The 22,051-nt window shown below is 34.8% G+C and carries 25 protein-coding genes and 1 tRNA gene; 5 read left to right on the forward strand and 21 right to left on the reverse strand.

Going from position 1 to position 22,051, the window contains the following annotated elements; translation table 11 throughout:
* From V4D30_RS05645 to V4D30_RS05655, 3 genes are read right to left on the reverse strand one after another with little or no spacing between them, the layout of a single operon-like run.
* A complete protein-coding gene (locus V4D30_RS05645) occupies nucleotides 1–717 on the reverse strand; it encodes a TVP38/TMEM64 family protein (protein ID WP_353683347.1) in 717 nt (238 codons plus the stop codon).
* Nucleotides 704–1,477 carry a slipin family protein gene (locus tag V4D30_RS05650; RefSeq protein WP_353683348.1) on the reverse strand — a complete coding sequence of 258 codons (774 nt, stop codon included), beginning with the start codon at nucleotides 1,475–1,477 and terminating at the stop codon, nucleotides 704–706. Before V4D30_RS05650 ends, V4D30_RS05645 begins: the two co-directional genes overlap by 14 nt.
* Nucleotides 1,478–1,486: 9 nt before the next feature.
* Nucleotides 1,487–3,106 carry a methyl-accepting chemotaxis protein gene (locus tag V4D30_RS05655; RefSeq protein ID WP_353683349.1) on the reverse strand — a complete coding sequence of 540 codons (1,620 nt, stop codon included), beginning with the start codon at nucleotides 3,104–3,106 and terminating at the stop codon, nucleotides 1,487–1,489.
* Nucleotides 3,107–3,643: 537 nt separating this feature from the next.
* Between V4D30_RS05655 and V4D30_RS05660 the strand changes: the two genes are divergently transcribed.
* The 5 genes from V4D30_RS05660 to V4D30_RS05680 all read left to right on the forward strand — a co-directional run bounded on the left by V4D30_RS05660 (nucleotide 3,644) and on the right by V4D30_RS05680 (nucleotide 7,601).
* Nucleotides 3,644–3,741, forward strand: a tRNA-Sec gene (locus V4D30_RS05660).
* Nucleotides 3,742–3,766: 25 nt separating this feature from the next.
* Nucleotides 3,767–4,111 (forward strand): Mth938-like domain-containing protein, encoded by a 345-nt coding sequence (locus V4D30_RS05665; RefSeq protein WP_353683350.1) that lies wholly within the window; start codon nucleotides 3,767–3,769, stop codon nucleotides 4,109–4,111.
* 12 nt (nucleotides 4,112–4,123) lie between these two features.
* Complete coding sequence (locus V4D30_RS05670) at nucleotides 4,124–4,306, forward strand: hypothetical protein (protein WP_353683351.1); 183 nt, start codon at nucleotides 4,124–4,126, stop codon at nucleotides 4,304–4,306.
* 28 nt (nucleotides 4,307–4,334) lie between these two features.
* On the forward strand, nucleotides 4,335–6,095 hold the full coding sequence (locus V4D30_RS05675; RefSeq protein ID WP_353683352.1) for a formate--tetrahydrofolate ligase: 1,761 nt from the start codon (nucleotides 4,335–4,337) through the stop codon (nucleotides 6,093–6,095).
* An 81-nt stretch (nucleotides 6,096–6,176) separates the two neighbouring features.
* A complete protein-coding gene (locus tag V4D30_RS05680; protein ID WP_353683353.1) occupies nucleotides 6,177–7,601 on the forward strand; it encodes a methyl-accepting chemotaxis protein in 1,425 nt (474 codons plus the stop codon).
* Here the strand turns inward: V4D30_RS05680 and V4D30_RS05685 are convergent.
* From V4D30_RS05685 to V4D30_RS05770, 18 genes are all read right to left on the reverse strand, one after another.
* The gene (locus tag V4D30_RS05685; RefSeq protein WP_353683354.1) at nucleotides 7,598–9,838 is read right to left on the reverse strand and encodes a response regulator; all 2,241 of its coding nucleotides are present in this window, start codon (nucleotides 9,836–9,838) and stop codon (nucleotides 7,598–7,600) included. The genes V4D30_RS05680 and V4D30_RS05685 overlap by 4 nt on opposite strands.
* 15 nt (nucleotides 9,839–9,853) lie before the next feature.
* Entirely contained in the window at nucleotides 9,854–10,303 is a 450-nt protein-coding gene (locus tag V4D30_RS05690) for a chemotaxis protein CheW (protein ID WP_353683355.1), read from the reverse strand.
* A complete protein-coding gene (locus V4D30_RS05695; RefSeq protein ID WP_353683356.1) occupies nucleotides 10,288–10,653 on the reverse strand; it encodes a response regulator in 366 nt (121 codons plus the stop codon). The genes V4D30_RS05690 and V4D30_RS05695 overlap by 16 nt, the downstream gene beginning before the upstream one ends.
* A gap of 34 nt (nucleotides 10,654–10,687) precedes the next feature.
* Nucleotides 10,688–11,884: a response regulator gene (locus V4D30_RS05700; protein ID WP_353683357.1), complete on the reverse strand. Its 1,197-nt coding sequence runs from the start codon at nucleotides 11,882–11,884 to the stop codon at nucleotides 10,688–10,690.
* Between the two features lie 11 nt (nucleotides 11,885–11,895).
* On the reverse strand, nucleotides 11,896–13,026 hold the full coding sequence (locus V4D30_RS05705) for a cache domain-containing protein (protein WP_353683358.1): 1,131 nt from the start codon (nucleotides 13,024–13,026) through the stop codon (nucleotides 11,896–11,898).
* Nucleotides 13,027–13,581, reverse strand: coding sequence for a hypothetical protein (locus tag V4D30_RS05710; protein WP_353683359.1), 555 nt, complete (start codon nucleotides 13,579–13,581; stop codon nucleotides 13,027–13,029). It lies immediately after the preceding gene.
* Between the two features lie 71 nt (nucleotides 13,582–13,652).
* Nucleotides 13,653–15,002 carry an acetyl-CoA carboxylase biotin carboxylase subunit gene (gene accC, locus V4D30_RS05715; protein WP_353683360.1) on the reverse strand — a complete coding sequence of 450 codons (1,350 nt, stop codon included), beginning with the start codon at nucleotides 15,000–15,002 and terminating at the stop codon, nucleotides 13,653–13,655.
* 2 nt (nucleotides 15,003–15,004) lie between these two features.
* Nucleotides 15,005–15,451 carry an acetyl-CoA carboxylase biotin carboxyl carrier protein gene (accB, locus tag V4D30_RS05720; protein ID WP_353683361.1) on the reverse strand — a complete coding sequence of 149 codons (447 nt, stop codon included), beginning with the start codon at nucleotides 15,449–15,451 and terminating at the stop codon, nucleotides 15,005–15,007.
* Nucleotides 15,452–16,015, reverse strand: a complete 564-nt coding sequence (gene efp, locus V4D30_RS05725) for an elongation factor P (protein ID WP_353683362.1) — start codon at nucleotides 16,013–16,015, stop codon at nucleotides 15,452–15,454.
* A gap of 11 nt (nucleotides 16,016–16,026) precedes the next feature.
* The gene (locus V4D30_RS05730; protein WP_353683363.1) at nucleotides 16,027–17,079 is read right to left on the reverse strand and encodes a Xaa-Pro peptidase family protein; all 1,053 of its coding nucleotides are present in this window, start codon (nucleotides 17,077–17,079) and stop codon (nucleotides 16,027–16,029) included.
* Nucleotides 17,069–18,268: a bifunctional phosphopantothenoylcysteine decarboxylase/phosphopantothenate--cysteine ligase CoaBC gene (gene coaBC, locus V4D30_RS05735; RefSeq protein WP_353683364.1), complete on the reverse strand. Its 1,200-nt coding sequence runs from the start codon at nucleotides 18,266–18,268 to the stop codon at nucleotides 17,069–17,071. The genes V4D30_RS05730 and coaBC overlap by 11 nt, the downstream gene beginning before the upstream one ends.
* Nucleotides 18,269–18,274: 6 nt before the next feature.
* Nucleotides 18,275–18,691, reverse strand: a complete 417-nt coding sequence (rpoZ, locus tag V4D30_RS05740; protein WP_353683365.1) for a DNA-directed RNA polymerase subunit omega — start codon at nucleotides 18,689–18,691, stop codon at nucleotides 18,275–18,277.
* Between the two features lie 13 nt (nucleotides 18,692–18,704).
* On the reverse strand, nucleotides 18,705–19,322 hold the full coding sequence (gene gmk / locus V4D30_RS05745; RefSeq protein ID WP_353683366.1) for a guanylate kinase: 618 nt from the start codon (nucleotides 19,320–19,322) through the stop codon (nucleotides 18,705–18,707).
* The gene (locus V4D30_RS05750) at nucleotides 19,306–19,566 is read right to left on the reverse strand and encodes a DUF370 domain-containing protein (RefSeq protein WP_353683367.1); all 261 of its coding nucleotides are present in this window, start codon (nucleotides 19,564–19,566) and stop codon (nucleotides 19,306–19,308) included. Before V4D30_RS05750 ends, gmk begins: the two co-directional genes overlap by 17 nt.
* Complete coding sequence (locus V4D30_RS05755) at nucleotides 19,563–20,414, reverse strand: YicC/YloC family endoribonuclease (protein ID WP_353683368.1); 852 nt, start codon at nucleotides 20,412–20,414, stop codon at nucleotides 19,563–19,565. Before V4D30_RS05755 ends, V4D30_RS05750 begins: the two co-directional genes overlap by 4 nt.
* A 1-nt stretch (nucleotide 20,415) precedes the next feature.
* Complete coding sequence (locus V4D30_RS05760; protein WP_353683369.1) at nucleotides 20,416–20,673, reverse strand: DUF167 domain-containing protein; 258 nt, start codon at nucleotides 20,671–20,673, stop codon at nucleotides 20,416–20,418.
* Nucleotides 20,648–21,532: a phosphatase PAP2 family protein gene (locus V4D30_RS05765; RefSeq protein WP_353683370.1), complete on the reverse strand. Its 885-nt coding sequence runs from the start codon at nucleotides 21,530–21,532 to the stop codon at nucleotides 20,648–20,650. The genes V4D30_RS05760 and V4D30_RS05765 overlap by 26 nt, the downstream gene beginning before the upstream one ends.
* The gene (locus V4D30_RS05770; protein WP_353683371.1) at nucleotides 21,532–21,978 is read right to left on the reverse strand and encodes an NYN domain-containing protein; all 447 of its coding nucleotides are present in this window, start codon (nucleotides 21,976–21,978) and stop codon (nucleotides 21,532–21,534) included. The genes V4D30_RS05765 and V4D30_RS05770 overlap by 1 nt, the downstream gene beginning before the upstream one ends.
* Between the last annotated feature and the right edge of the window lie 73 nt (nucleotides 21,979–22,051).

Consider the following 22,051-nt stretch of genomic DNA (forward strand, 5'->3'; position numbering starts at 1 on the left):
TTATTTTTTCCTTTTATTTTTTCTGTATCTGCTTATGTGCCAGATTCTTAAAAGGCGTTCAATTTTCTCTTTAAATAGCCATACTACTATCATTGTAACTGCTGCAACTCCTGCGAGACTGAAAAACTTTTCATACTCATGATGTCTCAGATAATCACCGCCAAGAGAAAGAAGAACTGTTCCGAGAAGTCTTCCAACTCCTGCAATTACTGTAAATTCAAGCACACTTAGTCTGCTCAAACCGAGGAAGTAACTCAGATAGTCCTTTGGAAATCCCGGAATAAGAAAAAGAAAAAATACTAAAAAAGCACCTTTATGATGAAGTAGATAATCAAACTTGCTGAGAACCACTGGATCAACAACTTTCTCAATAAATGGTCTTCCAAATACTCTTCCAAGAATGAATGCAACTACTGAACCAAGCGTAAGTCCAATTGTGGATAATACTATTCCACCAACTGTTCCGTATAAATATCCTCCAAGTAATCCTGTAACCTCACCGGGAATTGGTGCAGCCACTACCTGAAAAGCCTGAAGTATTACAAAACCTACAACACCGAATGGTCCGAGAGACTGGATGAATTTTCTGAGTTTTTCCTCATTCAGAAATAACTCAATTATTCCAAATTTGTAAGCTAAAAATACTGATAAAGCAATAAGCACTGCCAGAGCAAAGACTCTTAGCAGTGCTTTAAAAGTTATCTTATTTTTTACCACGAGATATGAGCTCCATAAAGGGAGTTATTAAATCTATAGGTAGAGGGAAAAGAATTGTTGAATTTTTTTCAGATGCAATCTCTTTAAGGGTTTGCAGATATCTGAGCTGGAGTGCTGCTGGTTCTGAGGAGATTATTCTTGCAGCTTCTGTGAGCTTTTCAGCTGCCTGGAGCTCTCCCTCAGCATGGATTATTTTTGCCCTACGCTCTCTTTCTGCCTCAGCCTGTCTTGCCATTGCTCTGAGCATCTCCTGAGGAAGGTCAACATTTTTAACCTCCACAGCAGTAACCTTAATTCCCCATGGCTCTGTCTGAGAGTCAATTACTTTTTGAAGCTCTGCATTAATCTGTTCACGATTGGTAAGTAGGTCCTGAAGTTCACTCTGTCCGAGAATGCTCCTAAGGGTTGTCTGGGCAATCTGGCTTGTGGCATAGTAAAAATCTTCAACTGCTGTAACTGCCTTAATGGGATCAATTGGTCTGAAGTATACAACGGCATTAACCTTAACAGAGACATTGTCCTTTGTAATAACATCCTGAGCTGGAACATCCATTGTGACAATTCTTAGGCTTACTTTGACCATTTTATCAATTACTGGCCAGATGATGACGAGTCCTGGACCTTTCACTGGGATTACTCTTCCCAGTCTGAATACTACACCTCTTTCGTATTCTTTAAGAATTTTGATTGCGCTGCTTAGAATGTAAATGGCAAGAAAAATAATTACAATCAAAGTTAAAAGTGATGTTTCAAAAAACATAAACCCTCCTTAAACTTTAAATCTGCCTATGGCAGTATTCAACTCTGCACCAAGCCTTGCAATATCGCTTGCTGTCTGTGCTGACTGGTCAACTGCAAGAGATATCTCCTTTGAACCCTCTGCAATACTTCCAATGTCCTGAGTAATATGGTCTGTTACTGAGCTCATCTCCTCTGTTGCAGATGCTATCTGCTGTATCATGCTCTGCAGTTCCTCTGCCTTACTAAGTATCTGTCCGAGTATATTTGCAGCTTTCTGACTCAGCTCAACTCCACTTGCCACCTTCTTTGTAGCATCTTCCATCGAACCCTCTGCCACATCTACCTCTGTCTGTATCCCCCTTATCATCTCCGCTATCTCATCTGTTGCCTTTGCTGTCCTTTCTGCAAGTTTGCGAACTTCATCTGCTACAACCGCAAAACCCCGACCCTGTTCACCTGCCCTTGCTGCCTCTATTGCTGCATTCAATGCAAGCAGATTCGTCTGGTCAGCTATGTCTTTAATTACTGTAACAATCTCTCCAATCTGACGGGAACGGTCTCCTAAAACATTTATTACCTCTGAAAGCTTCTGTATGGCACCTTCTATTACTTTTATCTCCTTTGCAGTATTAAGTGTCATGTCTCTTCCATCTTTTGCCACACTGGCTGTTGTAACAGAAACTTCTGCTATCTGTGATGCATTCTTTGCTATGTCAACCACTGTCTGGCTCATCTCCTCAGCAGCAGATGCAATCTGACTTGCACGCTCTGTCTGGGATTTGAGATTTCTGGATATCTCTTCTGTTGTTGCTGAAAGCTGTTCACTTGATGAAGCAAGGGAGCTTGAGATCGTCTTTGACTCTGCAATAAGGGCTTTAATGCTTGCTATTGCTTCATGAAGACTTTGAGAGATCATTCCAAGCTCATCTTTGCTTTCTACTTTTATATCCACCGATAAATCACCCTGTGCAACTCTCTCAAGCACTCCTTTAAGCTCTGTAACAGGTTTTTTAACTGAACGGGAGATAAACAGAGCAAAAGCAACTCCTATCAATACCGAGGCAGCTGTGAAAATAACAATGATAAGGATTTCCCTTACTATAATTGAATTTATTTCTGCAATTCCTGCATCAAGCTTTTTATTGTGAAAACTTACTTCCTCGTCAAGAGCTTTTTCAAGCCGAGCAAGCTTTGGTGAAACTTCACGATTAAATAATTCTATTGCTTCCTTATTTTTACCTGCAACTGCGAGTTCTATTACCTTATTGTTTGCCTGAGCTGCATCTTTTACTGCATCTTCAATGTTTTTTAAATGCTGTTCACCTTCTTTTGTATGGGTTTTTTTTCTTATTGCTTCTAATTTTTCTCTGTATTTAGCTCTGTTTTCATCAATGGCTTTTTTAAGCTCCTGCTTTGCCTTTGAATCTTCAGTAAGCATCATGTCTTTTACATCATCAACCACTCCAATAATAGCTCTTCTTACACTAACGGCATCGTTTAATTTGCCTATTCTTTCATCAATGTCTGTAATATCACTTTTAATAGAGGATAACTGTAAAAGTGTTATAAAACCTGACAAAATTAAAAAAAGGATAACAACTCCAAATCCCACCCCAAGCTTTTTACCAATTGTAAGATTCTTAAACACTGCTTAATCCCCCCCTTTTTGTTTTACTACTCGAGCCTGCAAGGCAGGCGAGAAATACCTATTTTTTCTACTTTTTCATTATAAAGTAATCTCATTTATTTTTCAATAAAAAAGTAGGAGATTCTTCGCTTCGCTCAGAATGATAAACTGAAGACACAAAACAGAGGAGATTCCTCGCTTGCGCTCGGAATGACAAATTGAAAGGTCATTCCGAGGGGGCTCAATGCCCCGAGGAATCTCTGAGTCTTTCAATACAAAAAAAAGCGGAGGAGATTCCTCGCTTCGCTCGGAATGACAAAGGAAAAGGTCGGAATGACAAAGGAAAAAGTCGGAATGACAAAGAAAAAAGGTCGGAATGACAAAGGAAAAAGCTCGGAATGACAAAGTATGGGCAGGCTCGGAATGACAAAGGAAAAAGTCAGAATGACAGGGAAAAGGGCTCGGGATGACAGAAAGTAAACGTTCATGAGAGTAATTCTAATGGTATTTTTAGAAGGTTTTGAAAAATTTTTTAAAATCCTGTAAAATTCTATAACTGGGAGTGTATGGGGTTCTGGTGTCCCTCCTGGACTTCAAATCCAGTGTTGCCTGCGAGGAGCAGGCAGGGTGGGTTCGATTCCCACACACTCCCGCCAGCTTTTATAAGGGAGGACCACAGAAATGAAGATAACTCATTATTCCTTTGGAAAAATTGTGATTAATGGAAATGAATACACTCAGGACATTATTGTTTTTCATGATTCTGTTTTCCCATCATGGTGGAGAAAACAGGGACATTCACTTTGCATGGAAGACCTCGGAGAAGTATTTAAAAAAGATGTTAAAATTCTTATTGTTGGAACAGGAGCTTATGAAAGAATGCAGGTGCCCCAAAGCTTGATAGAAGAGCTCAAACAAAGAGGAATTGAAACCTTTGTTTACGGAACAGAAAAAGCTGTAGCAGTATTTAATCAACTTTTAGCTGAAGGAAAAGCTATAGCAGGTGCTTTTCATCTAACCTGTTAGAAAGGAGAAAAGATGGAGGATAAAAAACAGCCTTTGAAGGAAAGAATTGCAATTGTAAAAATGCTTCCGAGAGATATAAAAGAAAAACTCACTATTGAGGAAATGAATGCTCTGCTTTATGATGAAGTTTTACCAAATTCATTAATTGAGAAACTTAAAGATTATCTTGCAGATATAGATAATCCTTCAGAATAAAACCCAAAAAATTAATTCAGGAGAGTTTATGCCTGCCAAGGTTGCAGACTGGTTAATTGCTCAGCAAGCTGAAAAGCAAATGAAAACAATATTTCAGCTTGCTGATGAAGTAGGTATTGAAAAAGATGAATTAATTCCATTTGGTTATTACATGGCAAAAGTTGATTATCAAAAACTTTACTCAAGAATTAAAAATAATCATGATGGTAAATATATTGTTGTGACAGCAATAACTCCTACGCCCTTTGGAGAAGGAAAATCAACAACAACTATTGGATTAACCCAGGGGTTCGGTAAAAGAGGCAAAAAAGTAAGCTGTGCTATAAGACAGCCTTCAGCAGGTCCATTAATGAACATAAAGGGAAGCGCTGCAGGTGGAGGGCTTTCCCAGTGCATTCCAAGAACAGAATTTTCCTTAGGCTTTACAGGAGATATAAATGCGGTTATGAATGCTCATAATCTTGCAATGGTAGCTCTGACTGCAAGAATGCTCCATGAATCCAACTATTCAGATGAAATTCTCAATAAAAAAGGGTTAAAAAGGCTTGATATTGATCCAAAAAGAGTGCAGATTGGATGGGTTATTGACTTCTGCGCTCAGGCATTGAGGAAAATCGTAATTGGAATCGGTGGGAAAAAAGACGGAATACCAATGGAATCACGGTTTGATATAGCCACTTCTTCAGAATTGATGGCTATTCTATCACTGGTAAAAGATTTGAAGGATTTAAGAGAGCGAATTGGCAGAATTGTGGTAGCCTATTCAAAATCAGGGAATCCTGTAACCACTGAAGATCTTGAAGTTGCTGGAGCTATGACAGCTTTTATGCTTCCTACAATAAATCCCAATTTAATTCAGACAATGGAAGGACAGCCGGTGTTTGTTCATGCCGCACCCTTTGCTAATATAGCAATAGGACAATCTTCAATTATTGCTGACTGGATAGGAGTCAAACTCAGTGAATATCACATTACAGAAAGCGGATTTGGTGCAGATATTGGCTTTGAAAAATTCTGGAACATAAAATGCAGAATCTCAGGATTAAAACCTGATGCAGCTGTTATCGTAGCCACTTTAAGGGCATTAAAATATCATGGAGCAGATAGAGATGCTCCAAAGATTGTTTCAGGAAATCCTCTACCAGAGAAGTATTTTGAAAAAAATCTTAAATGGCTTGAAAAGGGGCTTGAAAATCTGTTTCATCATATCAATATTGTTAAAAAAGCAGGTTTGAATCCTGTTGTTTGTTTAAATAAATTCTATGGAGATGATGATGATGAACTGGAATTTGTTAAAAAAGCCTGTGAAGAAATAAGGATTCCAGCGGCAATTTCAGAGCATTATGAAAAAGGAGGTGCTGGAGCTCTGGAGCTTGTTGATATGGTTATTGATGCATGCAGGAGTAAATCACAGTTTAAATTTCTTTATGATAGCAGTCTTCCTCATATTTCAAGGATAGAATTAATTGCAAGACAGATATATGGAGCGGATTCTATTGAATTCTCACCAGAGGCTTTAGACAAACTTAAAAATATCAACTCCAATCCTGAATTCTCACAGTTTTCCATCTGTATGGCAAAAACTCATCTGAGCCTTTCAGACAATCCAGAATTAAGAGGTGTTCCAAGAGGATGGCAGTTATTTGTAAGAGATGTCTTAATCTTTAAAGGAGCAAAACTTATTGTTCCTGTAGCAGGGCAGATAAATCTGATGCCTGGAACCGCCTCAAATCCAAATTTCAGAAGAATAGACATTGACCTAAAAACAGGTAAAATAAGCGGGATATAGGTGATAATAAGATATTGACAATTGAAGCATTTTTCTTACATACTTTATAAGTTTTAATTTTTCCAAACAGGAGGAAAGTATATGCCTGAAGCATCTAAATCAAAACTTAAACAGCCAAAAGGTCTTTATAGAAAATTTCTTATTGTATTCAATCTGTCCATTGTTCTTTCAACCATTATTCTTGTTTCTGGACTTATAATTACCGGATACGAAATTTATGGGGAAGAATTTATTATGAAAAAAATGGGAATTATAAATAGTCTATTAAAATTTGCCCCTGTTATGGGAGTATTTGCCTTGGCATTGATAGGGATATCAACAGCCAATGTTTTATGGTTTAGAAAACAGATTATATCTCCCCTTTCAACGATTGAAGATGCGGTGGAAGCTATAAGAAAAGGAAATTTTGAAAAAAGAATAAAATTGAAAACAGGTGATGAATTTGAAAAAATTGCAGATGCTTTTAATCAAATGATGGATAAACTTTCTACATTAATTCAGACAGAAGAACAAAGAAAAGAGATGCAGAACAATATTATAAAGTTCTTACAGATAATGACTCAGGCAGCGGAAGGAGACCTCACGCAGAAAGCAGAAGTCACACCAGATGTTTTTGGTTCTCTGGCAGATGCCTTTAATCTTATGACAGATGGATTGAGTGAACTTGTAAGAGAAGTTAAAAACACAGCAGAGGATGTAGGACAGAAAAGTAACATTCTAAATGAAATAATTCAAAAATTACAGACAGGCGCAGAAATACAAAAACAGGAGATTGAAAAAATAGTATCCCTTATTGAAGATGCTTCAGACATTGCTTTACAGACAAGAGATAAAACCTCTGCTGCAACAGATGTTTCAAAAGAAGCCATTGATGCAATCCTGAAGGGTAATGAAATTGTTACAGAGACAATTAACAGCATGCAACTAATCAGGACAGCTGTTCAGGGAATAAATAGAAGAATGAAGCTTTTTTCGGAAAAATTAATGGAGATAGGAACAATTTCAACAATAATTAGTGATATTGCAAACAGAACAAATCTTCTTGCTCTAAATGCTTCAATTGAAGCTGCAAGAGCGGGTGAGGAGGGTAAAGGATTTGTCGTTATTGCTGAAGAAATAAGAACTTTATCTGAAAAGACAGCTAAATCTTCAAAAAACATTGCAGACATTATTACAGCAATTCAGGAAGAAGCTACAGCAGTTACAAAAAATCTTGAAGAGGAAACAAACTATGTTGAAATGGGAACAGACATGGTAAATCAAACAACAGAAATATTTGAAAAGATTGATTCAATCATAAAGAGAATAAGACAAGTTATAGATGACATTAATGAATACACTATGAAACAAAAAGAAATAACAGATAAGCAGGTAAGTTCAGCTCAAAAAGTGAAAGAAGTGACTGAAAATGTTTATGAAATAAGCCATGAGCTTACTGACATATCTCGTTCTCTATCAGATACTTCAAAAGAATTCGTTAATGTAACTGAAAAATTTAGAGTTTAAAGCGATTCTGAATAAATAAGGCGATTAAGAATCTGCTCCTGTATGGCTTTTTCATCAAAAGGCTTTACAATATATCCATCTGCTCCCAGTGCAATGGCTTTTTCTTCATGTTTTTTTGTTCCTCTTGAAGTAAGAACTATTATTGGTAAATTTTTAAATTTTGGATTTTTTCTTACTCTGCTGATAAGTTCATAGCCGTGCATTACAGGCATTTCAAGGTCAGTTACTACGAGGTCAATTTTTTTTCTTTCCAGTAAATTTAAAGCTTCAGCCCCGTCTTTTGCAGTGTACACTTTCAGTTTTTTATCCTCAAGAATACTTTGTAAGCTCTTTCTCACACTTATAGAGTCATCCACAATCAGGACAGAACCTTTGTATGTAAAAGGCTCTGTAATTTTCTCAGGCAATGGGGTTGTAAATATAAACTCTTCTTCAAATAGCTTCAAGGGATCAATTACATATCTTGGAGAGCCTTTGCCAGATATAAAATAGCCAAGATATTGAGTTAATCCCTCAAGAAATTTTCCAAAACTATGAACTGTTGCTTCCTCGTGTCCCAGAATTTCTTCAACAATAAGTCCTTTTCTTATTCCTGAAAAATTAAAAACAACTATAAACCCTTTTTCAATTTTTTTACCGTTGACAGAGAAAAAAACTTCTGAAAATACTTTCAGAGGAATAATTCTATTTTTATGATTAATCTTTCTTTCTATGATTGCCTGCGGAAAGTCCTCCAGTGTTAAAATTTCTTCAATATAGTTGATGGGTAGAGCAAAATCCAAATTGTGGGAAGTAAATACTAAAAGATTGCTTATAGTTAATGATTGCGGGATTTTTATTACAAAATTCGTTTCTTTATCAAGCTTTGAAGAGACTTCTATTGTGCCTTTAAGTTTTGAGATTGCTGTCTTAACAATATTAAGTCCTATGCCCCTTCCACTCTGGAAATCTAACTCTTCTGCAGTGGAAAAACCTGGAGCAAATATGTAAGATAGAATTTCTTCTTTTGAAACAAAGGGAGCATATTCAGGAGTAATAAATTTTTTCTGAACAGCTATTCTTTTCACTTTATCAATATCTATTCCTCTACCGTCATCTTTGATATTTATTACAATATATTTCCCTTCTTTTTGTACATTAATTTGTATGTGACCTGTCTGCTCTTTTCCTTTTCTTATTCTTTCTTGAGGATACTCAATTCCATGTTGTACAGCATTGCGAAGAATATGAAGGATTGGCTCATACAGTAAATCAAAAATTGGCTTGTCAATTTTTGTTTCCGCTCCTTTAATCTCTATTTCAATAATTTTTCCGTGAGCCTTTGCTATGTCTTTCACGGCTTCAGAAAGCCTGTGCAAAAGCTTTCCAATTGGTATCATTCTTATCTCAATCAGGCTGTCTTTTAAATAGTTGATTTCTTTGTTAAGAGATTTGAAGTGATATGAAAGATTTTCAGAAAAACTAAACAATGAATTTATACCCTCTGTTATATCATTTGTTATCTCCTGAATTTTTCTTAAAAAAATATGGTATTCATCATAACGGTCAAATTCAAGATCGCTGAAGTCAGCAAAAAAACTGTCTATAACTTTTTCATCTTTATTTTGAGTGGATAAGTAGTATCTGTCTGAAAAATCAGTTATTTCCTTTAGAAGTCTTTTTCCGCTGTTGTGTATTTCTTCTACAATGTTTAATAGTTCTTTTTCTTTGTCCATTATCGTATTTTTCTGGACAAGAGTTTCTCCTAAAGAAGTAAGAATATGGTCAATTACTTCAAGTCCAACTCTGACAGTATTACTAACAGGAACGGTTTTAAAAACTGCAGGCTCGCATTCTTCAACAAATGCTTGTTTTTTATGGAGAATATTTTCAATTGATTTTATAAATTTCTCATCAAGCTCGCTTTTTTCCTCGCCTGTCTCGTGTATTTCATTTATAAATCCCACTATTGCATCAATAGCTTTTTTAATGTGGTAAATAAGAGAATTTTCATAGTTTATCTCTTCATTCAGGAGAGCTTCAAAAAGGTCTTCAAGGCGATGTGATAGTGTGGCAATTTTATTGAATTTAACGATTGAAGCAGAACCTTTTAGAGTGTGAGTTGCTCTGAAGAGGCTTTCTATGGTTTCTCTGTTGTATCCTTTAGTTTCAAGCTCCTCTATACCTTCAATTAAGGTATTTACATGTTCTTCTGCTTCCAGTAAAAAATATTTTATAAGCTCAGATTTATCTATCATCTTTTCTGAGTTTTGTCATTTTTCCTGTTTCCCTATAGTGGTTTCACCAGGAAAACCACTCTTTAAATTTTCCTCGGGTTTTTGATAACTCACTTTAAGTTGTTCAAATAATTTTTCAGGCTCAATAAAATCTTCAATAGGTATATCGGAGTCAAAACTAACAAAAAAGGGCGTAATATCCGATAAAATTCCTATTTTTTCACCTTTTACTTCAATAACGAGCAGTTTATTATCAGAATAGTTTAATCTTTCAATATTGTAAATCTTTGCCAGATCCACAGCAGGAATTATTTTGCCTCTTACAGGTAAAGCTCCAACAATGTAATCAGGAGCTCCTGGAATAGGGAATATTCGCGTAATATCCAGAATCTGAACAACGCTTTCTTTCGGGACAAGAAACTCTCTTTCCCCTACGCCTAAGACACAATAGGATTTTTCTGTTTTTTCTTTTATTTCTTCAGACATCTCTTTATAGCCACCAAAAGATCAATTGGTTCAAAGGGTTTTGTAATGTATTCATCAGCTCCCTGCTGCTTTCCCCAGAATTTATCAGCTTCTTCTTTTTTAGAGCTAACAATGATTACAGGTATATCTTTTGTTTTTTCATTTTTCTTTATCTCTCTACAAATTTGAAAGCCATTTTTTTTAGGCATGACCACATCTAAAATAACCAGATCAAAATTTTCTTTTTTTATCAATTCTTCAGCTTCCTCACCATCTTTCGCAAAAAAAAGCTCATATTCACCTTCTTTAAGAATGGACTCAATATATTTTGCATCTGTAACCGAATCTTCTGCAACAAGAATTCTATGCATTTTAAGCTTCCCTTAAATTTATATTATATCATTTTCATTTTTCTTTAAAAAGCTCTAATGGATTATAGCCTGTCTTATTCAGTAACCTCATGTCTGACAAATCTTTCTTTTCAAAAATAAAGTTTACATTTTGAAGATTCTTTAAAGAATTCAATGCTTCAATGGTAATGTCCCTGATCTCTTCTTGAGAAAGTTCATTTAATAGTTTATCACCAATTTTTTGTTTCTGAAGGTTTGAGATTCCATAGATAATCTTTCCACCCATAAATAGAAATTCGTATGCTACTGCATTACTGTAAGCAGAAAAGATACCATTTAAACCATTAGAATTAATTAGAGCAAAAATTTCCTGAATTTTAAAGAGATTTAAATTGCCAGAGAGAATCACAGAAGAATCTTTTATCAAACCGTATTTTTTTAATACTCCTTCAACAGAGCTTTCAAATCGTTCATAAAAGCTATTAAATTTGTTCTCTATTAATTTTTCCAGAATGGTTAAATCCAAAGCAGGCTTAACTTCTTCAATTTCTGTTTTTGGAGGCTCTTTCAATAAATCCTGGGCAGGTTTAACTTCTTGTGCTCCAAAGCTTTCCTCTTTTTCCAGCACCTCCAGTTCTGGGAGTTCAACTTCTGCTGGCTCAAACAAATCCTGTGTTTTTTGCATTGGTTCAGGCTTTTCAAATATTTCTTCCTTTAATTCAATTTCTTTTGTTAAATCAATCTCCTTCTCTTCAATGGAGAATACTTCTTCTGTTTCAGGTAATACAATAGGCTCTGTTTCTTGCAGTTCCTTTATTTCTGCTTCCGGTGTTTCATAAGTAAAAACAGGAATTTCTTCAGTGATCTCTTTAACTTCCATCGCTTTACTTAAGACTTGATTGATTTTGTCTACCAGGTCCTCAGATTTAAAAGGTTTTATAAAATAATCCAGAATTCCATATTTTTCAATAAATGTCTGTCCCACTGTCTCACCTTTCCCAGTGATCAGAATAATGGGAATATCTTTAAGAGTTTCATTCTCCCTTATGAGTTTGCAAACCTGAGAACCTGTCATCTTGGGCATTATAAAGTCAACTAAAATTAGATCAGGCTTGATATCTTCAGCAAGTCTTAATCCTTCTTCTCCATCACTCGCTGTATAGACTTCATATCCAGCTTCCTGCAAAGAAACCTCTGCAAGTTTTCTTACAAGAGGGCTATCATCCATTACTAATATTTTTTCTCCTGCCATTTTTTTACTCCTTATTCAAGAAGTTTTTTCATTGTTATACGCATTCTTTCCACAGCCCTTGCCAGTGTAGCTATCTCTCCACGAGCATCTTTAATCTCTACTTTTTGAGATGTTTTACCCATAGATATTTCATCTGTAACCTTTGTAAGTGCAACTATAGGATTTATTACATATTTATTCATGCCATATCCAATTAAAAGAGCTATTACTATGAGCATTACAATATAAACTAAAACATTTATACCAAGAATTGTAAAAACTTTAACTGGGCTGAGAATTCTTTCTTTCACAAGATATATAAAACCTATGATTTTACCAGAGAAATCCTTAAGAGGGCTATAAGCAACAATATATTCTTTACCTGCATAAGAAACCACTTCAGTATAGTATCTGCCTTTTGATTGAGCTGCCCTTTTTAAAGAAGCCTCAGAGATAAACAGTTTCGGATCTGGCTGAGTAAAATAAAGACAAACCCATTGACCAAAAGTATGTTTTACATCTTTTAAGCCAGGCCAGCCAGTGAGCAAATCCTTGTAAATAGCAACTCCTGTATCAGCATTTATGGCTTTTTTAATCTGATCAATCTCCGTCTTCAATCCACCGCCAAAATCAACGCTTCCTACAAATTCACCTTTGTAAAAAATTGGTTCAACTCCTCTTAACCCAACTCCTCCTAAACCAATCTCAATGCCCCTTGTACCTTTATGAATTGTTTGTACCTGCACTACAGTTTTACGCTCCTTTGAGATATCATCACCAAAATGACTAAGATCATGAAGTCGCACAAGAGAAACTGCAGGAGGTATGTGAAAGTGAAATTGAGCAAGACCAAAGTTTTCTTTTAGAGAATTAAAAGCAGGCAGGAATTTGTCTATTAAGCGGTTTCTGTCTTTTTTATTAACAGCTTCCTGAACATCTGACATCTGGGCCACTAAGTTAGCCATCTGTTGATAATGAATCGTTGCAGTTTCAAGTAAAAGCTGAGCAGTGTTAATTGATGCTTCAATGTTTCTGTTTTCTTCATCTTTTAAAAGATTTACCTGCATGATATAGTTGAAAACAACTAATATGCTCATTCCAGCAATTAAAGTTGCTAAAAGAGGAAGAGCTATTCCTGTTCTTAATCCAAATTCTATTTTCATTTATAAACCTCCTAAAATTTTATTTACCTCGTTTAAAAACTCTCTTTTTGATTGAGGGTCTTCTATCTCTTCCTTTAACATATCAATTAAATTGAGAAAATCCTCTTTTGATGGTGGCTGGGAAGGAACCCATTTTTCATTGATATATTTTTCTGTAATTTTTCCTCCAATGGGACCAATTTGCCTGATTAATGCAGTTTTTATGTCATCTTTTATTTTTTGAAACTCTGAAGCCTGAACAAAAGAAGAATCTGAGGAAATTACAAATTTGTCCAACTTTTGCAAATTTTTTATTATATCTTCTGTTGAAGGAATATCATTGCTTGTTATATCAATTGAAATTTGAGGAATAAAATTATATGAAACTGGCTGTCTGAAAGATATTTCATCCAAACATCGTCTACCCTTTTGAAAGCCAAAGGATATATGATAGATTTCTCCATTTTTAAGGTAAAACTTGAGCAGATTTTTTTCTGATGAAAAATTTACAGTAAGCAGTCCTGTGCTTTTTATTTTAAATAAATTCTCAATAATATCTGCAAGATTTTTTTTCATAAAGCTCTATAAAAGAATAGCAAATTACTCCTGTCAATATCAAGACCTGGGATAATTAATAGATAGAATCTTCACTCCTTACTGTTCATCATCTGGATGAAATCAGTAAAGAACTTTCCTTTGATAAAATCAGGGTGGTCAAGAATTTTTAGAAATAGAGGTATGTTGGTTTGTATACCTCTTATCAGTGTTTCCTGAAGAGCTCTCTTCATTCTGTCTATTGCTTCCTGTCTGTTTGCTCCTTTGGTGATGATTTTTGCTACCAGTGAATCATAGTAAGGAGGTACTTTGCATCCCTGATACAGGAAGCTGTCAACTCTTATGCCCGGACCACCTGGAAGATGTATGAATTCTACTATGCCTGGAGAGGGAATGAATTTTTCAGGGTCTTCTGCATTAATTCTACATTCTATAGCATGTCCACGAAATTTAATTTGAGACTGTTTAAAAGACAAAGGATATCCTTTGGCAAGCCTGATCTGTTCTTTAATAATGTCAATATCAGTAATTTCCTCTGTTACTGGATGTTCTACCTGAACTCTGGTATTTATCTCAATAAAGTAAGGATTTAATTCATCATCAACAATAAACTCAAAAGTGCCTATATTTCTGAATTTCAACGCTTTAGCAGCTTTTACAGCATATTCACCTATTTTTTTTCTTAGTTTTTCATTCAAAACAGCAGAAGGAGCTTCTTCAAGCAATTTCTGGTGTCTGCGCTGTATTGTACAGTCCCTTTCGCCAAGATGAATGATATTACCTTGTTTATCAGCAAGTATTTGTACTTCTATGTGCCTTACTTTCGGGAAATACTTTTCAATATAAAGTTCACCGTTTCCAAACGCTGCGAGGGCTTCTCTCTGAGCCATGAAAAAAGCCTGTTCAATGTCTTTTTCATCATTTACTATTCTCATTCCTCTTCCACCACCACCTGCAGAAGCTTTAAATATTACAGGAAGTCCTATTCTTTTGATTACCTTCATACAGGATTCTTCATCCTTCACCGGTCCGTCACTTCCAGGAACTACAGGAACACCTTTTCTTTTGAGTATCTGCCTTGCCTTTGCTTTGTCTCCTCCAATTTTGATGTTTTCAGGAGTAGGACCAATAAACACTATCCCAGAGTTCACGCAAGCCTCTGCAAATTGGGCATTTTCAGATAAAAATCCATAACCAGGATGAATTGCTTCAGCATCTGTTATGTCTGCTGCAGAAAGAATTGAAGTAATATTTAAATAACTCTGAGCAGGATTTGCAGGACCTATGCATATTGCTTCATCTGCAAGTTTCACATGTAAAGATTCCTTATCAGCTTCGGAGTAAACTGCAACGCTTTTTATACCAAGTTCTCTACAGGCACGGATAATTCTTACAGCTATCTCTCCTCTATTTGCAATGAGAATTTTTTTGAATAACTCCATTACTAAGTTACCTCAATTAAAAATAGTGGTTCTCCATACTCAACAGGCTGTCCGTTTTCAACGAGTATTTTTTTCACAACTCCTGAAACATCACTTTCAATTTCATTCATAATTTTCATTGCCTCTATTATGCACAGGACTTGCCCCTTTTGCACCTTTGAGCCAACTTCAACAAAAGGTGGAGCGTCAGGAGAAGAAGCTCTATAAAATGTTCCAACAAGTGGAGAGGTAATTGTGTGAAGAACTTCCTCTTCTTTTAAAACTTCTGCATGATAGGAAGGTTGTAAGGATTCTGCTGATTGTTTGGTGGGTTTTGCAATTTCTACAGGAGCATAGACATATCCCCTTTTAATTCTGATTTTAAAACCTTCCTTTTCAATATTTAACTCTGTTACATCAGTGTCCTTTAAAAAGGATATAATTTCTTTTATTTCTTCAAGTTCCATCATTCACTCCTTTATCTTTTCAATATATTCTCCTGTTCTTGTATCAATCTTTAATAAATCACCTGTCTGAATATGGAAAGGAACTTTTACTGTAAGACCCGTTTCAAGACGGGCAGGTTTTGTTCCTCCAGAAGCTGTATCACCCTTAAAGGCTGGTTCAGTCTCAACAACTCTTAATTCAACAAACATTGGTGGCTCAATTACAAGAGGCTCACCTTTGTAGTAAATCACATCAACAATCATCTCTTCTTTTATATAATCCAGCGCATCTCCAATTCTGTTTGCTGGTATGGTAATCTGTTCATAGGTTTCCATATCCATAAAAACATAGGAGTCTCCGTGAGAGTAAAGATACTGCATCTGTTTTTCTTCAAGCTCTGGTTTTTCAAATTTTTCTCCAGCAGGGAAGTTTTCTTCAAGAACCCTTCCTGTTTTAAGATTTTTTATTTTAGTCCTTACAATTGGTGCTCTTTGTTGCATTTTTACGTGTTGAAAATCAATTATTTCATATGGTTCTCCTTTGTATTCAATCTTTAAGCCCTTTTTAAACTCTGATGTTGAAATCATTCCTCTACCTCCTATAAAATTTCTAAATCTCTTGAAAGTGAAGTCAAAATTTCCACTGAATTTTCTCTTACAGCAACCATATCTTCTATTCTTACTCCACCGAAGCCTTCAATATAAATTCCAGGCTCCACAGTAAAAACCATGCCAGGCTCAATTATCTCTTCAGATTGATAATTTATCTTTGGAAATTCATGAACATCAAGTCCAACTCCATGACCTGTGGCGTGCCCGAAGTTTTCTTCATAACCTGATTGTTTTATCAGATTTCTTGCTGCCTGGTCAATATCTTTTGCAAGCACCCCTGCTTTACATGCCACGATTGCTTCCTGTTTAGCCTTATTTACTATCTCATAAATCTCTTTCTTTTTATTGTCCGCCTTTCCTATTATAAATGTTCTAGTCATATCAGAAAAATAACCTTCATATTCTGCACCCCAATCAATTATAACAAAATCACCATAATTGAGTTGTTTGTCAGAGTTTCGCCAGTGAGGCATTGAAGAGTTAGCTCCCGATGCTACGATTGCAGGAAAAGGTAAAGTATCGCTCTGTTTTTTTATCTCATTTTCAAGAGCTCTTGCTATTGTTTTTTCTGTAATGCCCTGTCTGAGAAGATGTTTAATCCGTAAAAAAGCTTCTTCAGCTATTTTAACTGCTACTTTTATATTTTCAATCTCTTCTTCATCCTTAACTGCTCTAATATGCTCAACAACATAATACTCGGGAACCAGGTCAATTTTGCCACTGAGTTTTAAAAAAGTTTCCACACTGCAGGTGACTTCAAAAGAAACTTTTTTTATGTTCAAGTCATTCATAAATTTTATTAAAGCATTGATCCAGGAATCTTTAAAAAAAACAATTTCACCAAAAGCTTCCTTTTTTGCCTGTTGCACATAACGGAAATCAACAAAAAGAAAAAGCCCCTTATGAGTTAAAAGAACAACGGCAAAGGAGCCTTTAAAGCCCGTTAAATATCTGATATTTTTAAGATTCGTTATTAAAAATGCTGGAGAAGTAATTTTATCAAGAACTTTTTTAAATCTCTTTTCATATTTATTTGCCAACTTTTAACTCCTTGATTTTAGAAAGAATCAGGCTGGCTATTTCTTCTTTTGGTAGTAATTCAGTTTTTTCTTCAAAAAATTTATTTCCCTTTTTGTATAGCATTATTATCTGGTTAGTATCGGACTGCATTCCTGTATTTTTTTGTATAATGTCATTCAGAACAATCATATCAAGAGATTTTTCCCTGAGCTTCCTCTTTGCTCTTTCTGTATTGAGTCCTGCTTCAGCAGAAAAGCCTACAGTAAAGGGCTTTTTCTTGAGCTTTGAAACTTCTTTAAGGATATCAGGACATAGCTTGAGGGATATGGAATTTATTGAGTTTTTATCAATTTTTGTATTGTAGAATTTCTCAGGCTCAAAGTCAATTGGTGCTGCTGCCATTAAAAGAATTGTGGCAGAATCTATACTTTCCATGACTTTTTCAAGCATTTCCTCAGTTGTTTCAACCCTGAAAAATTTATCCACCTCTGGAGGTTCAATATTTGAAGGACCACTTATAAGGGTTACTTTTGCACCTCTTCTTTTTGCAATTTTTGCCAGGGCATAACCCATCTTACCTGATGATCTGTTCGTTATAAATCTTATGGCATCAATGTATCCCCGTGTAGGTCCTGCTGTTACAAGAACATGCTGTCCTTTTAAATCCTTTTCAGTTAAAGCTGAAACTACTGCTTCAAAAATCTTTTCAGCACCTACAAGCCTTCCTATCCCTTCTTCACCACAGGCAAGACAACCTTCTTCAGGTCCTACAAATTCAACTCCTATGTTTTTTAAGTAATCTATGCTTTTTTGAACCTGTGAAGCCTTATACATTCTCCAGTTCATGGCAGGAGCTATGATTACCGGACCACGAAAGGCAAGAAGAGTTGTTGTAAGAAGATCATCAGCAATTCCACAGGCATATTTATTGATTAAATTTGCAGTGGCTGGCACGATTAAAAAGAGATCGCATTTTTTTGCAAGCTCAATATGAGAGAGAGGTTCCTGAAACATATCAATCAAAACCTTGTTGCCACAGGATATTTCAATACTTAGAGGTGTAACAAAATAAGTTGCTTTTTCAGTCATAACAGGAAAGATCTCAGCACCAGATTCTTTTAAAAGTTTGATTATCTCTAATACTTTATAAGCTGCAATGCTTCCTGTTATGCCTATCAGAATTTTTCTATTTTTTAAAAAATCCTTCACTGTTAATTATTCTTGTTCATCAGAATGCTGTTCTGGTTGTTCTGAAAACAATTCTTCAAGCAATTTTTCAGCAGATTCCTTACCGTGTAAGTAAACTTTAAGATCTTTTTCAAGTTCGCTGAGGTCAGGAATTGCTCTTCTTTTATCTTCAAGAAGTTTTTTAACATCAACCTGGTCAATCTTTTCTTTTGCTTTCAGCGCTTCTTCACCTGTAATATAATCTATTTTGTTTGATAAAACCTCAAGAATTGCTGTGGTCGTAACTTTTTTTGCCTTTTTTTCTAATTTTGATGTGGCACCGAGAGAAAGTTCAGCAGCTCTTTGAGCTGCTATAAGCACAAGACGATATCTTGAATCAATTTTAGTTCTGTCAATTTCTATTGGTAGAGAGATAATATCAAGGGTTTGTTCTTTTCTTTCCATTTTATTTTCCTCCTTATTTTTTGAAGATTTTTTCTATTTCATCATGTTTTATTCTTTTTGTTTTAAGTCTTTCAGCACAGACTATGCAAAGCAGGTCATTTAATGCTTCTTCAATATTATCATTTATTACAATGTAGTCATAAAATTTATACTGTGAGATTTCCTCTTCTGCTTTGCTCAATCTCTTTTTTATTGTATCCTTATCTTCATTTCTCTGTAAAAGTCTTCTCTCAAGTTCTTCCATAGAAGGTGGAAGAATAAAAATCAAAATACTCTCAGGATAAAGTTTTTTTATGCTTTTTGCTCCCTGCGCGTCAATATCAAGCAGTATGTCGTATCCCTGTTTCATTAGTTGAGATATAACATTTTTTGATGTTCCATAAAAATTTCCATAAACCTCTGCCCATTCAATAAACTCTTCATTGGATATCATTTTTTCAAAGGTTTCTTTATCCACAAAAAAATAATCAACTCCGTCTGTCTCTCCAGGTCTTGGCTTTCTTGTTGTATGAGAAATGCTCATTTTTAAATCAGTCAGTGCTTTGAGCAGTCTATCGCACAATGTTGTTTTACCAGTGCCTGAAGGAGCAGAAATAACAAAAATATTTCCTCTTTTATAAAGTTCCATCATTCACCATGTTTGCTTCATTAATCCTTTGTAAGATTGTTTCAACCTGTAAAGCACTAAGTATTATATGGTCACTATCCGTAATTATAATTGAACGGGTTTTTCTTCCTTCAGTTACATCAATAAGTTTTCCTCTTTTTTTTGCTTCCTCTTTCATTCTTTTCATGGGCGAAGAGCCAGGATTCACTACAGCAACAATCCTTGATAGAGACACTATATTGCCAAAACCGATGTTTATGAAACTCATTGGATATTCTGAATCTGTTCTTTAAGTCTTTCAATCTTTGTTTTTATCTCAATCGCAAGGGTTTTGATCTGAAAATCCTCTGTTTTCGCCAGCACTGTATTTATTTCTCTGTTCATTTCCTGAAGTAAAAAATCAAGTTTTTTCCCCACACTGCCACCTTTCATGATGTTTTCCTTAAACTGAATAATATGACTCTTAAGTCTATCAACTTCCTCCTTAATGTCTGTCTTCTGAGCATATAAAATAATCTGCTCTAAGATCCTTTTTTCATCAAGGTTGTTTTCAGTTATCAACTGTTTTACTCTATTTTTTAAAGAGTTAATATAGTTATTATAACTTAAATCAACAAAACTCTCTAAAGTTGCTATGTCTTTTTCAAGATTATCAGTAATTTCTGTTAAAGTTTGCTGAATTATCTGTCCTTCTTTTTTTCTCATCTCATGAAGTAATTCAAGAGCCTCTGATACGGCAAGCATAAGAGTATTTACATCAGGCTGTTCTTCCTCATATATGAAGAGTTCTCTGAAGTTTGAAAACATTGAAATATCAATGGAGCCGAGAATACTTAACTCTTTTTTTAAATCAATAAATGCTTCATAAAGCTGCTTTGCAAGATTTTTATTGAGATAAACCCTGCCTGTTTTTTCTTTCTGATTTATCGTTACAGTAAGATCTATTTTGCCTCTTTGAAAATTTTTTCTTATAAGATTTCTGATTTCAATCTCATGTTTTGAGAGTATTGCAGGCAGTTTTAAATTTATCTCAAGAAATCTGTGATTTAGAGATTTTGCCTCAACTCTGAATGTTCCTTTTTCAGAAAATCCATAACCTGTAAGGCTTTCTATCAATCTAATTCTCCTTTATTTTAATAACTTTATGTCTTGAAGTTTTACCCTTTATTATTTCAACCTTTGATTTTGGAACATTCAATATCTCAGAAAGTATTTCAACAAGCTCTTTATTTGCCAATCCATCGTGGGGTTGAGATTTAAGTTTAAGTTTTAATACATCTCCTTCAATTCCTTCTATACCAGCAGTTCTGGCTCCTGTTTTCACTATTACTTTTAATGTATAACCATCTTTACCTTTTGATAACGGTATTTCCATTTTTTGATAACCAAAAATTATAGTATAAATTACCTGCAAGCAAAGTTACAACTGTGAGGAAAACTCCTCCTAAAACATCTGTAAAGTAGTGATATCTGCAGTAGATTGTGGAGAGTATCAAAAACATCACAGGAATAAAACTCAGCAGAAATAGCTTTTTTGAATATTTTAACATTAAAAATAATACAACCAGTGACACAGCCACATGTCCGCTTGGAAAGGCATCTCTTTTTATTCCTTCAAGGTAGTTCAGAAAATCTTTAATTTTATGAGCCAGAAATAATCCATTTAATTCATTTTGAAACATATAAGGAATGCTATATCTTGGACCAACTGCTGGAAATAGCATATATCCAATGTAGGAAAGATAATAACATAAAAGCACAAGAAAGAGGGTTCTATAAAATTCCTGTTTATTTCCATTCTTAATGAGATAAATACCAATCATAAAAGGCATAATATAATAAAAACAGTAGGAAAGCTGCATTAATTCGGTTAATACAGGATTTGCTATTCTATCAAAATACAGATAGGGATAGAATCCTAAGATTGAATAATCAAGTTTGAGCAATGCTATATCAATGTCTTTTGGATTTATGTAAGCAATAAGCTCGCCAATTGTATCAAAGGCTATTAAAACAGAAAAAACGGGCAATCCAATATTTTTTATAAAAGAGATAAAGACATTTTCTGGAACTTTACAAAGAAAAATCTGGAATACAACTATGGAGGCATAAAGTATAAAAAAATTTAAAGAAGGCAGTCTGTCTAAAAAAATGAGTAAGATCAGGCAAAGAAGTGTAAAAAAAACAATGTTTAGTTGAAATGCCGGCTGGAGCCTGAACAATCTCTTTATCATTAGAGTTTTGATATTGCCCTTAGTATTGCCTTTTGCTTTTTTGATAAACTCATACCTTTTTTCTGCTCAAAATAAAACTCTTCACCATTAAGAATATCAAAAAAAACTGAAGAATCAACGGCAACGCAGTTTTCCTTCCATGCTGTCCTTTCTATTTCTTTATCAGAGGTTATCACAATCCAGAAAAACTTTTCAGTGCTAAGTATTCTTTTTATTATATCATCAGCCTTTTCATTAGCTCCAGAGTAAATTATTCTCAGTCCTCCACGATACTGCACAGTTTCTTTTCCAGGTCCTTCTTTGTATCCGTCAAAGACAACAGTAATGTCATGTCCTTTTTTGTTACGATATTTGATAAGCTTTTCTATTAGTTCCTGCCTTGCTTTTTTTAAATCTTTATGAAAAATTCCGATAAGATTATATCCGTCAATTAAAAGTTTACTCATCTGTCATTAATCTTTCTAAAAGCTTCTCTGCCATAATTAAAAATTCATAAGCCTTGTTTAAAGAATCATCAGC

This window comes from Thermodesulfovibrio sp. 3907-1M, assembly GCF_040450955.1.
GTDB lineage: Bacteria > Nitrospirota > Thermodesulfovibrionia > Thermodesulfovibrionales > Thermodesulfovibrionaceae > Thermodesulfovibrio > Thermodesulfovibrio autotrophicus.

Bases quoted from the DNA above. Each gene is read 5' to 3' on its own strand.
- V4D30_RS05650 (WP_353683348.1), bottom strand. From the start codon at position 1,477: ATGTTTTTTGAAACATCACTTTTAACTTTGATTGTAATTATTTTTCTT.
- V4D30_RS05665 (WP_353683350.1), top strand. From the start codon at position 3,767: ATGAAGATAACTCATTATTCCTTTGGAAAAATTGTGATTAATGGAAAT.
- V4D30_RS05670 (WP_353683351.1), top strand. From the start codon at position 4,124: ATGGAGGATAAAAAACAGCCTTTGAAGGAAAGAATTGCAATTGTAAAA.
- V4D30_RS05675 (WP_353683352.1), top strand. From the start codon at position 4,335: ATGCCTGCCAAGGTTGCAGACTGGTTAATTGCTCAGCAAGCTGAAAAG.
- V4D30_RS05680 (WP_353683353.1), top strand. From the start codon at position 6,177: ATGCCTGAAGCATCTAAATCAAAACTTAAACAGCCAAAAGGTCTTTAT.
- V4D30_RS05685 (WP_353683354.1), bottom strand. From the start codon at position 9,838: ATGATAGATAAATCTGAGCTTATAAAATATTTTTTACTGGAAGCAGAA.
- V4D30_RS05690 (WP_353683355.1), bottom strand. From the start codon at position 10,303: ATGTCTGAAGAAATAAAAGAAAAAACAGAAAAATCCTATTGTGTCTTA.
- V4D30_RS05695 (WP_353683356.1), bottom strand. From the start codon at position 10,653: ATGCATAGAATTCTTGTTGCAGAAGATTCGGTTACAGATGCAAAATAT.
- V4D30_RS05700 (WP_353683357.1), bottom strand. From the start codon at position 11,884: ATGGCAGGAGAAAAAATATTAGTAATGGATGATAGCCCTCTTGTAAGA.
- V4D30_RS05705 (WP_353683358.1), bottom strand. From the start codon at position 13,026: ATGAAAATAGAATTTGGATTAAGAACAGGAATAGCTCTTCCTCTTTTA.
- V4D30_RS05710 (WP_353683359.1), bottom strand. From the start codon at position 13,581: ATGAAAAAAAATCTTGCAGATATTATTGAGAATTTATTTAAAATAAAA.
- accC (WP_353683360.1), bottom strand. From the start codon at position 15,002: ATGGAGTTATTCAAAAAAATTCTCATTGCAAATAGAGGAGAGATAGCT.
- accB (WP_353683361.1), bottom strand. From the start codon at position 15,451: ATGATGGAACTTGAAGAAATAAAAGAAATTATATCCTTTTTAAAGGAC.
- efp (WP_353683362.1), bottom strand. From the start codon at position 16,015: ATGATTTCAACATCAGAGTTTAAAAAGGGCTTAAAGATTGAATACAAA.
- rpoZ (WP_353683365.1), bottom strand. From the start codon at position 18,691: ATGGAAAGAAAAGAACAAACCCTTGATATTATCTCTCTACCAATAGAA.
- gmk (WP_353683366.1), bottom strand. From the start codon at position 19,322: ATGATGGAACTTTATAAAAGAGGAAATATTTTTGTTATTTCTGCTCCT.
- V4D30_RS05750 (WP_353683367.1), bottom strand. From the start codon at position 19,566: ATGAGTTTCATAAACATCGGTTTTGGCAATATAGTGTCTCTATCAAGG.
- V4D30_RS05760 (WP_353683369.1), bottom strand. From the start codon at position 20,673: ATGGAAATACCGTTATCAAAAGGTAAAGATGGTTATACATTAAAAGTA.
- V4D30_RS05765 (WP_353683370.1), bottom strand. From the start codon at position 21,532: ATGATAAAGAGATTGTTCAGGCTCCAGCCGGCATTTCAACTAAACATT.
- V4D30_RS05770 (WP_353683371.1), bottom strand. From the start codon at position 21,978: ATGAGTAAACTTTTAATTGACGGATATAATCTTATCGGAATTTTTCAT.